General features: G+C 37.0%; 8 protein-coding genes. 3 read left to right on the top strand and 5 right to left on the bottom strand.

What is annotated here, in order from left to right:
• Positions 1-365: 365 nt before the first annotated feature.
• Both GQR60_RS00290 and GQR60_RS00295 read left to right on the top strand, forming a co-directional pair.
• Complete coding sequence (locus tag GQR60_RS00290; RefSeq protein WP_124991029.1) at positions 366-3,989, top strand: fibronectin type III domain-containing protein; 3,624 nt, start codon at positions 366-368, stop codon at positions 3,987-3,989.
• Positions 3,990-4,162: 173 nt separating this feature from the next.
• Positions 4,163-4,561, top strand: a complete 399-nt coding sequence (locus GQR60_RS00295) for a DUF6146 family protein (protein WP_124991030.1) — start codon at positions 4,163-4,165, stop codon at positions 4,559-4,561.
• A 78-nt stretch (positions 4,562-4,639) separates the two neighbouring features.
• Here the strand turns inward: GQR60_RS00295 and GQR60_RS00300 are convergent, their stop codons facing one another.
• Positions 4,640-5,518, bottom strand: coding sequence for a DUF3078 domain-containing protein (locus GQR60_RS00300; RefSeq protein ID WP_124991031.1), 879 nt, complete (start codon positions 5,516-5,518; stop codon positions 4,640-4,642).
• Positions 5,519-5,726: 208 nt separating this feature from the next.
• Here GQR60_RS00300 and mnmA point away from each other — a divergent pair, with 208 nt between their 5' ends.
• On the top strand, positions 5,727-6,899 hold the full coding sequence (gene mnmA / locus GQR60_RS00305; protein ID WP_124991032.1) for a tRNA 2-thiouridine(34) synthase MnmA: 1,173 nt from the start codon (positions 5,727-5,729) through the stop codon (positions 6,897-6,899).
• 74 nt (positions 6,900-6,973) lie between these two features.
• Here the strand turns inward: mnmA and GQR60_RS00310 are convergent, their stop codons facing one another.
• The 4 genes from GQR60_RS00310 to GQR60_RS00325 all read right to left on the bottom strand — a co-directional run bounded on the left by GQR60_RS00310 (position 6,974) and on the right by GQR60_RS00325 (position 13,022).
• Entirely contained in the window at positions 6,974-8,794 is a 1,821-nt protein-coding gene (locus GQR60_RS00310) for a T9SS type A sorting domain-containing protein (protein WP_160463373.1), read from the bottom strand.
• A 449-nt stretch (positions 8,795-9,243) separates the two neighbouring features.
• On the bottom strand, positions 9,244-9,915 hold the full coding sequence (locus GQR60_RS00315) for a hypothetical protein (protein ID WP_124991034.1): 672 nt from the start codon (positions 9,913-9,915) through the stop codon (positions 9,244-9,246).
• Between the two features lie 560 nt (positions 9,916-10,475).
• Positions 10,476-12,308, bottom strand: a complete 1,833-nt coding sequence (locus GQR60_RS00320; protein ID WP_124991035.1) for an LTA synthase family protein — start codon at positions 12,306-12,308, stop codon at positions 10,476-10,478.
• Between the two features lie 39 nt (positions 12,309-12,347).
• Positions 12,348-13,022, bottom strand: a complete 675-nt coding sequence (locus GQR60_RS00325) for a phosphatase PAP2 family protein (RefSeq protein ID WP_124991036.1) — start codon at positions 13,020-13,022, stop codon at positions 12,348-12,350.
• Between the last annotated feature and the right edge of the window lie 10 nt (positions 13,023-13,032).

Here is a 13,032-nt window from a genome sequence, read left to right on the forward strand (position 1 = left end):
TTATTCCGAAAATAGCAATAATAATTATGAGGTGGGAAGCAATGCAAAAATAAAATAATCATTTAACTCCAAACCATCTTGCAATTCTAAATAATAAACAAATGCAATATTATTTACAGTTAACCTAATAACAAATACAGTTTAATTTAAAACAACATTAAAAACATCGGGTAAAAATTTAAACATGCTAATTTATATGCAAAACAAAAGTTTTATCTCTTACAAAGATAATATTAACATAAAAATATAATTACATACAAATACAACAATATGTTCGTTCATCATAACAAATAACTATTGACATCATCTTTTATTTTTCCTAACTTCTGCTTTATTATCAAAATATTCACTATAATCCAATAGTTATGAAAAAAATCTTTACTCTTCTTCTTTGTTGTATTTTTATTCTTTCCTCTGGATATTCCCAAAAAAGGGAAATAGACAATGATGGAAAATACAAAGGAATTATCCGGATAAAATTCTCTCCCAAATCCGATAAAAAGGTAAATGAGTTACACCAACTTCTTATAAACAGAAGTCAGTCAAAAACAAAAAGTACTGAAGAATTTGTTCGCACCAACATCGCGAATCTTGACAAAGTAAACCAACAGTTTAAGGCAAATAAAATGCGTCGTGTGTTTCGTGATGCAGGTAAATTTGAGGCTAAACATAAAGAATTTGGCCTGCACCTTTGGTACGAAGTGGAATTTAATACGTCAACTCCGGTATCCCAACTCATAAAATCTTATCAGAATGTTGCTGAGATTTCGATGGCGGAAGGAATTAATGCTACCAAACAAATTGAAGGGGTTAAACTTCCTGAACGTAATAATACTCCTGCCCCAACTGCTCTTCCGGCAGGAACCAATGATCCCCGTTTTGTTGATCAGTGGCATTACGAAAATACAGGCCAGAACAATGGAACTCCAGGTGCCGATATCAGTTTACTGGATGCCTGGCAGGTAGAGACAGGAAATCCGAACGTTATTGTAGCAATTGAAGATGGCGGTGTCGATTATGACCATGAAGATTTAGCCGCAAACATGTGGATAAACCCTGGTGAAATTGCCGGCAATGGTATCGACGATGATAACAATGGATATGTTGATGATATCTACGGATATAACTTTGCTGACAATACCGGTGACATTTACGTAGGTGATCACGGAACTCACGTTGCCGGAACAGTTGCTGCTGTATCCAACAACGGAATTGGAGTTAGTGGTATTGCAGGCGGAAGCGGAAACAATGACGGTGTAAAATTAATGTCTTGTAATGTTTTTAGTGCCTCAAGCGGTGGTTTTGCTGAAGCATACTCTTATGCGGCAGATAATGGAGCAGTTATTTCGCAGAACAGTTGGAGTTATACTTCCCCTTATCAATACGACCAGGCTGTTCTTGATGGTATTGACTATTTTATTGCCAATGCGGGTGGTGCAAATGCTCCGATGAACGGCGGTATTGTAATTTTTGCTGCCGGTAATGACAACTCTCAGAGCAGATACTATCCTGCCTACTACAGCAATGTACTTGCAGTTGCTTCTACCAATAAAAATGATGTAAAAGCGTACTATTCCAATTACGGAACATGGGTTGATATTGCAGCTCCCGGTGGAGAACTGGAAACAACTAATGAGGATCCTACGGCTGTTCTTAGCACTTTTCCCAATGACACTTACGGAGTATTCCAGGGAACTTCAATGGCTTGCCCGCATGTATCAGGAGTTGCAGCTCTTGTTGTTTCAAAATATGCAGGAAACATTACTCCTGCCGAATTACGTACTAAATTAGTGGACAATACTGACCCCATTGACGATTTAAATACTAGTTACGCCGGTAAACTTGGCAGTGGCAGACTAAATGCCTACAAGGCACTTACCAATGATAATTTACCATCTGTTCCTTCTGGTTTAGCCGCCTCGAACGTAACTCAAACCAGCTTTACTATTGGATGGAATGCCGTTAGTGGTGCTGTTAGTTATGATGTTCAAATAAGAGAACAAGGCGGTGCATGGCAAACTATCAATACATCACAAATTACCTGTGATTATTCCGGAGCTGTTGCCGAAACTACTTACGAATTTCAAGTGAGAGCGAATAATGACGCAGGATCAAGCAGTTATTCTGCAATTGCATCTGTAGTAACCGAAGCTGCACCAACTGTGCCTGTGGCTCCTGCAAACCTTACCGCATCAAACATTACTTATAATTCATTTTCCATTAGCTGGGATGCTGTAACAGATGCTGATAATTACGATCTTGATGTAAGACCTGTCGGCGGAACGTGGACTACGGTAAATTTAAGCAACCCAAATTACGATTATAACGGACTTAATGCAGAAACAACTTATGAATTTCAGGTGAGAGCAAATAATTCCATTGGTTCAAGTGTTAATTCAAATTTGGTATCTGCAACTACTTTGGCTGCGCCAACTGCCCCCACAGCTCCGGCAAATGTGACTGCCTCAGACATTACATATCATTCATTCACCATTACATGGGATGTTACTACTGATGCTGTTGATTACGATTTAAATGTAAGACCTGCGGGAGGAACATGGAGTACAATAAACTTAAGTACAACAAGCTATAATTACAACGGTTTGAATGCTGAAACAAACTACGAGTTTCAAGTGAGAGCAAACAATTCTGTTGGTTCCAGTGATTATTCAAACATCGAAACCGCAACAACTCTTGCTGCTCCTTCGGCACCAGCAACACCAATTAATTTGGCGGCTTCAAACATTACCTACAACTCATTTACAATTAGTTGGGATGCTGTTGTCAATGCTGATGATTACGATTTGGATATTCGTGTAACAGGTGGTACATGGTCAAACTTCAACACAAGCTTAACCACATATAATTACACCTCTGCCCTGGCTTCAACCAACTACGAATTTCGGGTTCGATCGAATAATGAAATCGGCTCTGGTGATTATTCCAGTATTGAATCATTAACAACGGATCAGATTCCGGTACCGGAAATACCAACAGGATTAGCTGCATCGAATATTACATCAAATTCCTTTAGTTTAAGCTGGAACAGCATCGAATTTGCAGACAATTACGATCTTCAAATAAGAGAACAAGGTGGTAACTGGGAACTTTTCACCACATCGGCAACAAGTTTCGACTATTCAACTGCTATGGCCGAAACAACCTACGAATATCAGGTTCTTGCCAGTAACAGTTCCGGATCAAGTGCTTATACTTCAATTCAATCATTCACTACACTTGCCGAATCAACCACGCCCGATTATTGTGAATCCTACGGACAAGCTACCCGCTATGAATACATCGATTTGGTAGAGCTGGCGAATATGAATAATCCGTCGGGTGATGACGGTGGTTACGGCGACTATACCAATATGACTGCAAGTGTAAAACCAGGAAACAGCTATACTCTGAATTTCTCTCTAGGATACAAATCGAGGTCTTATACTGCAAACTGGAGAATATATATTGATTTTAACCGTGATGGTGAGTTTACCAGTAATGAAATAATAGTTTCAGGCTATACTGCCAGTGCAGGAATTTCATCTTCCAACATAACAATTCCTGCGAATGCCGCAATTGGAAAAACCAGGATGAGAGTTATGCTAAAACACAGAAGAGCTGCGAAATCCGGATGCGAGATATTTAGTCAGGGAGAAGTTGAGGATTATACCGTAGACATAAGCAACACGGCTCCTGCCCCAGCAACTAAATCTTCTGGCTTAGCCTTTGGCAACCCGCTAAGTGAAACTCCTCCTATAGAGGAATTAAAGCTGTATCCAAATCCCGCTAAGAATTTTGTAACCCTTTACATTCAAGGCAACATTCAATCAAAAGTAAGGATAAGCTCCTTAACAGGAAAAACAATTCAAATTCTAACTCTTGATCAGGAGAGTAATTCAATTGATATTTCAAATTTACCTTCAGGTATGTATTTTATTTCTATTGAAGATGGTGATGAAATTATCTCTAAAAAGTTAATTAAATTATAAATTCACTTCGAATTGGCATATTCAAGGACAGGTTTAAAAGCCTGTCCTTTTTTTTACCCACAAAACAATGTAACAAATTAATTATCATACACGTAACAACTATTACATCCTCTAAATAACTGACTCTCTCATTACTGTGATTTGATCTGTTTGATCTCTTAATTAGTTTCGTCATGAAAAAGATTATCTATTTATTTTTCATTCTTAGCATTGTTTATGGGTGTTCAACATATTCCGCATTCAAAACTCCTGTTCCTGTTCAGGATAACGAAAATGAAATTGCCGTAACGGATAGTGTAGAGTACGAATTACTGATTTTAGATCCAGGATTTGAATCGTGGTTTACAACCAGAAACATGATGGCAACGGCACATACAAATAACTATTACAAAAACTGGAATCAGATTTACGTTTTGGAGTGGAATCAGCAATACATGCTAGGGAATCCTAATATGGACAATTATATAGAGTATGATCCTTTGGAAGATTATGGTTTCGAAATTAATTACAAGCTGTACAATTACTTTCAGTTTGTAGAAGAAAAAACCGGCATATCATTAGTTCGCCGATAAGAAAAGCGGAAGAATCCAAATAATGATTCTTCCGCTTTTTACTCATTTAAGAAGTGTACTCCCTATTAATAGTTCAGCTTAAAATTTGTAGGCCAATCCGATTCCAATAATTTCCTTGAACTGAATTTTTGGACCTTTGTTTACGCCATCCTTATTCACATATTCTACATCATCATCGTAAACCAAAGAAGTATTAACTGTTGCTGTTAAAAAATCATTCACCTTCATGTTAATCATCACATCCCATAAAACATCAACATTTCCGAAGTCTTGAGAATAATTTGTAAATAAACCCAAGGTACTCTTCAAATTTACATTTTCAACCAAATCCTTATTCAAAGCCAACTTGGTAAACGCACCAAACTCTCCTCTGAATTTATCGCCCGGATCAACACCAAAAGCTCCTTCTGCAGATAATTCATCATCATTAACAATCGTCATTTTTCCAGTAACAGGAGATAAATAAGCCGAAAACACATCACTTGGCTTGTAATCCATACCCAAAGAAAGAGTAATGTATGCCGGAGCCAAAAAATTAGATACTTTCACATCTGGTTCTCCTTCAGTATTTGAATAATTGTAGCCCTTTGCAAATTGTGTTTTAAAATCCAACAAAGCACTGTAATACCATTCACCACCATTCTTGTGACCATACTTGGTTGTAAAATCAATTTTATCGATACTTTTCCGCATACCTTGGTCGCCTTGCTTAACCATACCGTATTCCAGGTTTAGAGTGTTCTCCCAACTGTTTTTTCCTTTATTATAATTCGAAAACAAATTTAGCTGCGCATTCGTTGAGATCGCATTATCACCACCTCCCGACCAATTGGTAAGAGATGTTTGAGAAATTGCAGCAAGACCGCCTTTTTTCCAGTAAGAAGTATCTTGTTTTTCCTGTGCGGAAACAAATATAGCGGCACAAATCAGCAGTAAAGTAAAGCTTAGTTTTTTCATATTTTTTAACTTTTATTATTCTAAATAAATGCGGATTTATAAAATAGACCCCCATACATAACACGATATCGAAATTAATTTATTTTTTTATCAGAAAAAAATACATAACTAAATTTAGGCGTTAAATTACAGGCAATTCATCAGGCACAATTGGCACTAAGCCAAAAATTGAATACTTTTGCTCTCTGAAAAGAAGGAGAAATTACGAATGAAGAAAAAAGTTGTAATCGGATTGTCGGGTGGAGTGGATTCCAGTGTTGCTGCGCATTTACTAATTGAGCAGGGATATGAGGTGGAAGCGCTTTTTATGCAGAACTGGAACGATACGGTTGGGTTAAAATCCGAAGAATGTCCATTTGAAGAAGATGTACTGTTTGCTCAAATGGTGGCTAAAAAATTGGGAATTCCATTTCATTTTGTGGATTTAAGTGTGGAATACCGTGCAAAAGTTATCGATTACATGTTCTCGGAATATGAAAAAGGGCGTACTCCCAATCCGGATGTACTTTGTAATCGCGAAATAAAATTTGATGTATTCCTGAAAAAAGCATTGGAACTGGGAGCTGATTATGTGGCTACCGGACACTACTGCCAAAAGGAAACCATTATAAAGGATGGAAAAGAGATTCATCGGTTAATTGCCGGAGCTGATAACAATAAAGATCAGTCTTATTTCCTTTGTCAGTTATCGCAGGAACAATTGTCAAAAGCGATGTTTCCTATCGGACACATTATAAAACCTGAGGTTCGGGAAATTGCCCGTCGCGAAAAAATGGCCTCTGCCGAGAAAAAAGATTCTCAGGGCATTTGCTTTGTTGGGAAAGTTGATCTGCCTGTTTTCCTGCAGCAAAAGCTGAAAGCCATGAAGGGACAGATCATTGAAATTATGCCTGACAAAGCTGATGAGATCATTCCAAAATCAGAAGCTTTGGCTGCTATTTCTGCTCCTTATCAATTTAAACCGGAACATGGAACTGTTGTTGGAGAACACAACGGCGCCCATTTCTTTACTGTTGGTCAGAGAAAAGGACTTAATGTTGGCGGAAAAAAAGAGCCATTATTTGTGATTGGAACCGATGTGGTGAAAAACATTGTGTACGTTGGCATGGGACACGGACATCCGTTACTAACCCGCAAGGCTTTATTTATTCCTAAAAATGAAGTGCATTGGATTCGTGAAGATTTAAGGCCAACTGAGGAATGCGAAAGAAGATACGATATCAGAATAAGATACCGACAGCCTTTGCAAAAAGGAACCATCTACTTCAAACAAGAAGGTTTGTACATACTTTTTGATGAGCCACAAAGAGCTGTTGTTTCAGGACAATTTGCTGCCTGGTACGATGAAGGGGAACTGATTGGTTCAGGAGTGATTGACTAAAGAATTGAAAACAATTACATACAGAAGAGGCTGTCCAAAATAATGGACAGCCTCTTTAAATATAGTATAATCTATTATTTCTTTATTATTTTTTTTGTAATGATTTCCTGATCTGTGATTAATTTAACGACATAGGTACCAGATGGCGAATTACTCAAATCTATAGAATTTGTGGTACTTGTAACTTTTTTCTTAAGTAAAAGTTTTCCTGTTGAATTGTAAATTTCAATGGAGCAATTATTGTCTGCAATTAAATTTCCAGGGATTTGAATATTAACTATATCTTCTACTGGATTAGGAAAAATTGTAATACTCGTAATTGCAGATCCAACATTCATTTGGGTATCGGCAAGTTGCTTAGAGTTTCCTTCTTCAGACAAGCCAACTTTTGATACAATTAATGGATCTGAATTAATGCTTAGGGGAACTGGCTCTATTCCTCCGCCACCACAATCTTTTACTCTCAAAAGCTTTGAATATTCTTGAGAGGATCCACATTCATTTGTACCCTTCACTCTTACATAGGTAGTATAATGAATTCGCGTTTTAGTTTGAAAATGCACCTCTGAACCAGTTGAATTTTGATCAACATAAATATGGTAATTACGCCAATTGTAATGAACTTGGGACTCTGGAGGATTATTTGCCCTTACTATGGCATATGCAATTTGATTTAAACAAGGTTCATTGGGATAAAATGATATATCGTATGGCTTTAAAGGTGATCCAACCCAAACTTCTTTCCGTGGTAGAGTAACTTCACCACATGCGCTGTTAATTGTAGCCTCAATCCAACCAGTGCCACTAAAACCAACTTGTTTGGCAGTTACGGTCTCTCCCACATTACCATTTGGAAAATTTATTGTAGGACTGGAAGTCCATGTTACACTTGTTCCTGAAGGCAAATTATTTAAATTATATATTGAGCCAGAAGAACAAACCATATTAGAACCTGAGAGCGATGGATCTGGTTCATTTGGATCCCAATTATATAGCGTGATTGTTTTACTTTCTTTCAAACTAGTACAACCATTCACAATAACCGATATAGTTCCTCCTGAAAGACCATCAGGCATTACTTTAACAACATTTGAATTAGTACCACTTGTCCAAGTCCAGCTTGCAGGTTTTGTCCATTGGTATGTTGCATTTGGAACGCTTCCAATATTTAAAGTAATTTCTTTTGGTTTGCCACATACGGTTGTGGAGATGGAACTTACAATATTGTTATCACTTCTTATAATTGTTTTTGATCTATATTCCGATTTAGACTGGCCAGTACATTCAGGAACACCACGAACCTTTATTTTACCTCCAGTACAATTATCTGGAATAACTGTAATACTAATATTATGAGTTTTTATTGGAGTAGTTCCATCGCTAATTGTACCGTTGTATTCCCAACCAGCCGGAATTATCCATTCATAATCATTTACTGGTTTCTCAATATTTTCATAACATTCAGGATAATACAAAAGTGGAATTGTGTATGTAACAGGAGTATTATCACCGGGATTAATGCTAAAGTCGCCTTTTGTGAAACCCGCAGGAAGCACATCTTTTAGCGACATAACTCTTACTATCTTTTTACTGTTACCTATTTCATGCAAAGTCTTATTGCCATCATTATCGTACGCAATCCTATATGTTCTTACTCTTACATAATGTTCTTCATTGGAGTCATTCCATGAAACCCAAGCATCTGAATCGTTCATGCCACTAATAATAGTGCCTCCCTTAATCGTCCATACCCATTCATATAAATCATCATTTTGATAATTGCATTTGTACAAATAACTATAATTGGGACAACGAGCTTGACTCTCGCCTGTAATAGAAGCATTAGCAATAAAACTAAACAGTACGAGACTTAGTATCAAGTATAATTTTTTCATCATTAAGTTGTTTTAATTATTAATATCTTTTTTTATCAAACACCAACTGCAAGCTTACAAAGCACATTTTATTTTTATCAAGCTATACTTGTAGGCTTACACAGTGCATTTTCATTTTGGAAAGTATGCTGTGCAAGCTTACATGCACTATTTTTTTTTTGAAAAGTATAACGTGTAAGCTTACATCGAACATTCTGTATTTTTAAAATAGGCTTTGTAATGCTGCACGAGCCATTTTTACTTTTGAGAGTATGCTATGAAAACTTGCAAGAGGTATTTTATTTTTGAAAAGTATGCCATGCAAGTTTACACGGCATACTTTTCTTTTTTTCTGAGAGCTTATACCAAATTAAGATCAAAACTCATCTTATAAAATAGTCCCTTTTAAAATCAAGTCATACACTGATAAGAACGGCTTGTATTTAGTCAGAGCATGACAAGCTGATATTTTAAGCAGGATTTTCAGCAACGGCCAATTCTTCCTTAATTTTTTTTCGGGAAACAGCTTTCGGAAACAGGCGGTTGGCAAAAGTTTTGCCAAACATCTTTATGGCATCGAGGTAATTGAATTCATATTGCCTGCGCAAGTTGGCCTGTGCCACTTCTTCGTTGGCAACAGCAGTTCGCACTTTGGTATTGGCCTGCTGTAATGCAGCGATGGAAGTTCGCACTTTGCTTATAGCTTCGCTTAAAAGAGGCAATTGAGCAACCAAAACATGTTCTTCGCCCAACGATTTGATGCGCTCTTGTATTTCTTCTGCTGCATCTACCTTTTTTGTGATCGGAAAGCGAAGAATAGTGGAATATCCTCCGTTGGGAAATAATAGCTTATGAACCGGACGACCTGGATTTTCCCTGTCGTATTGCTTGGCCGTATCCGATATGGTTCTGATCCGATCATCCAACCCACCCGAATTAAACACCAAATCATCATAAGAGTTGTCGTGCAATAATTTTTCCTTTTTGGTTTCGCTGCTTTTTGTTTCCAAATCGGTGATAAAAGGATCAATTGCACCAGCCAATTCAGTGGCTCCTTTTGTTTGTTTGCATCTTCGGGAATGACGAAGCGCACTGTTTATGTGCACTTCGGAGGACATCGCATCATTTAATTTACCTGCCATTGTTATCTGATTTAAATTATTAATAAAATCTCACCTATGTGAGTGATTTGTAATCCCAATCTCTTAATCCGATCCATCTCACGCCTCTTAACTCTTACAAATAATCTTTATCCTCCTTCTCCCCTACTTATCTACTAATTATTTTTATGATCACCCCTAAACTTAATACATCTTTATTTAACATGCAAATATGCAGGTCGAATATTAATTCCAAATTATCAACTTAAGCGAAATAAAAGTCAATTCATCATCCATTAAAAGACATTCAACACATAGAAACATTAGGGAAACAAGCTATGCGAAATACCAAATCCAGATCAAAACTCATCTTATAAAATAGTCCCTTTAAAATCAATTCATACTCTGACAAGAACGGCTTGTATATAGTCAGAGCATGACAAGCTGATATTTTAAGCAGGATTTTCAGCAACGGCCAATTCTTCCTTATTTTTTTTTGGGAAACAGCTTTCGGAAACAGGCGGTTGGCAAAAGTTAAGCTGGTATAAGACACAAAAAAAGCCGTTCAAATTGAACGGCTTTTTTGTTTGCTGTATGGCTTACTATCTAGCCAGAAAATCTTCATTCAGATACTGCAGTAAGGCTTTCCAATTTTCTCTGTTATCTGCACTTTCACCTTCTTCATGAATGTATTTATTCGAAGTTAAATCGAATACACTTCTTTCATTTTCGTCGATGTAACCGAAACCGTTGTTGTAATCAAAATAGGCATATCCTTTCTGATCTGCGGCCAATAAATCTTTTCCAAAAATAAACTCATCGGCATTTATATTTAACTGAGACAAGAGAGTATTTGCCATATCCGGCTGACATCCAAATTTGTCAACAACAAGATTTTTTTGATTTAAAGCACCACCTAACCACAACATGGGTATCTGATACTTTATAAAATCACTTGGTACACTTTTATCAATGTATCTGGTACCATGATCGGCAACCAATATCAGTATTGTATTCTCCCAGGCTTCTGTTTTTTTGAAATCAGCAATGAATTTACCCAAACATTTATCGGTATAATTAACCGAATTTAAGAACCGCTCATCTTCGCTGTTTCCTTTAATCACCTTTTCCATAGGAACATCAAATGGCTCATGACTGCTTAAGGTGAAGTATACTTTAAAGAATGGCTTCGTTTCCGATTTAATATCCTTTAGCAATCTTTCAAATACATATTCGTCATGCACACCCCATTTTGAATTGTATAAATCCTCCGAAAAATCAAACATGGTAACCAATCGATCAAAGCCGGTATTCATGAGATATGAATTTATATTCGCAAAACGAATATCGCCGCCATAATAGAATGCTGAAGAGTAATTTTGCTTCGTAAACTTCCGGCATAAACTTGGAATGCTTTGAGTTTTCTTGGTATAGGAAATAACACTGCGCTGCGGCAAGGATGGGTATCCGCTCAGCAATCCAACAATTCCGATTTTTGAACGATCGCCAATTGCATAAAAATTAGAAAACAAAACACCTTCTTTGGTCAATTCATCGAAATTAGGCGTTGCTCCCTGATATCCTCCCAATGAACCAATTGCCTTACTGGTAAAACTCTCGAGCATTACCACAACAACATTAGGTTTCTTGCCTTTAATCACCTGCAGCCGTTCAGAATTGGGATTGCATTTTAAGCCGGCAATCGTACTTTTCAACTGATCTTCGTTCAGGAACTTAAACTGTTTCCCATCTTTTCCAATCTTCTTTAATGAGTAAGAAAAGTTCCATACCGGATTTACCGCTACATGGTTCGCAAAAGTACTTTGAGAGAAATATACAAATCCAACATTCATAGGAGCAATACCAAAACCTCCCCTTATCGGGATAATCATACCGGCGGTAATGAATAATAGAACGGGAATCCATTTGTAATTGATCGGTTTGATCTTTTCAAGGTTTACAATTACAAACTTCCTTAAACAGATGTATGAGGCTGTTGATGTAAGAATGAACAGAACAAACAGCAGTAAATGTGTTGAAAGTGTAGTTGAAGCCATCGCTTCTTTTGGAGTTTTCAGATAACTTAACACTGTTGCATCCAAATGAAAGCCCCAATTTCGATACAACTCCAAATTAGGAATCAAAATCATGATGAAAATAAGACCAACTACCGAATAGATAACGGTAAACAGACCTTTTAACTTTTTCGCCGGCAACCAGAATGTTACAGTCAAAATCAGTCCGCTCAAAAGAAGAATATATCCCATTAAGGATAAGTCGTGACGTGCACCGGAAACGAAAGCCTTTGCTATTTCGAAAAAAGACTGCCCCTCCAGCAAATCCCATTGATACAATACAAACAGCAATCGGAAAACAAAGAAAAACGCCATCCAAAACAATCCGGCTGACAGTAAATAAAACAATCTATTTTTCATGAAATCATTCAATTAATCAACTTAAAAATATGCTTATGGTTATTTTAGGATATAAAAAACCGACAAAAGCATTACTATAATTTGCAGACTGCCCAACAGTGCAATTTGATGAATTCCCGCAATAGGATGAGTTCGCTGCTTCGGTTTGCAAATTAAACTAGGCTTAGAATATTTTTGCAGCAATGAATACACAAAATAGGCTGATAAAGTTCCTATTAATGCGCCAACAATTATATCTCCAGGATAATGAACCCCCAAATAAATTCGCGAATAGGATACCAAAACTGCCCAGAAAATTACAAATACACTTGTTACCCGATTCTTAAACAACAAGGAAACAAACACCGCCAAGCCAAATGAATTTGATGCATGCGATGATGCAAAACCATATTTTCCACCCGTATATCCTTTTACAATATGCACTAAATGACTAAATGATGGATCTCTGGAAGGTCTGAATCGTTTAAAAATAGGTTTAAACACTCCCGAAGCAATTTGATCACTTAAAACAATTACCAGAAGTATGCTTAGGATGATTAAAGCTCCTTTTCTCCAGCCAAATGTGTTGATTACAGCAGCAACTATCACAAAATAGAATACAAACCAAATTACTTTCCCCGATGTCAACATCATGAATGTATCCCAAAAAGGATTGTGCTGGCCATTGAAAAACAACAGCAATTCTTTGTCTAAACTAAGCAACCAATCTAACATGCTTCTCTAT

Origin of the sequence: Labilibaculum euxinicum, assembly GCF_009795715.1 — a bacterium.
GTDB classification, from domain to species: domain Bacteria; phylum Bacteroidota; class Bacteroidia; order Bacteroidales; family Marinifilaceae; genus Labilibaculum; species Labilibaculum euxinus.

Bases quoted from the DNA above. Each gene is read 5' to 3' on its own strand.
- GQR60_RS00290 (WP_124991029.1), top strand. From the start codon at position 366: ATGAAAAAAATCTTTACTCTTCTTCTTTGTTGTATTTTTATTCTTTCC.
- GQR60_RS00295 (WP_124991030.1), top strand. From the start codon at position 4,163: ATGAAAAAGATTATCTATTTATTTTTCATTCTTAGCATTGTTTATGGG.
- GQR60_RS00300 (WP_124991031.1), bottom strand. From the start codon at position 5,518: ATGAAAAAACTAAGCTTTACTTTACTGCTGATTTGTGCCGCTATATTT.
- mnmA (WP_124991032.1), top strand. From the start codon at position 5,727: ATGAAGAAAAAAGTTGTAATCGGATTGTCGGGTGGAGTGGATTCCAGT.
- GQR60_RS00310 (WP_160463373.1), bottom strand. From the start codon at position 8,794: ATGAAAAAATTATACTTGATACTAAGTCTCGTACTGTTTAGTTTTATT.
- GQR60_RS00315 (WP_124991034.1), bottom strand. From the start codon at position 9,915: ATGGCAGGTAAATTAAATGATGCGATGTCCTCCGAAGTGCACATAAAC.
- GQR60_RS00320 (WP_124991035.1), bottom strand. From the start codon at position 12,308: ATGAAAAATAGATTGTTTTATTTACTGTCAGCCGGATTGTTTTGGATG.
- GQR60_RS00325 (WP_124991036.1), bottom strand. From the start codon at position 13,022: ATGTTAGATTGGTTGCTTAGTTTAGACAAAGAATTGCTGTTGTTTTTC.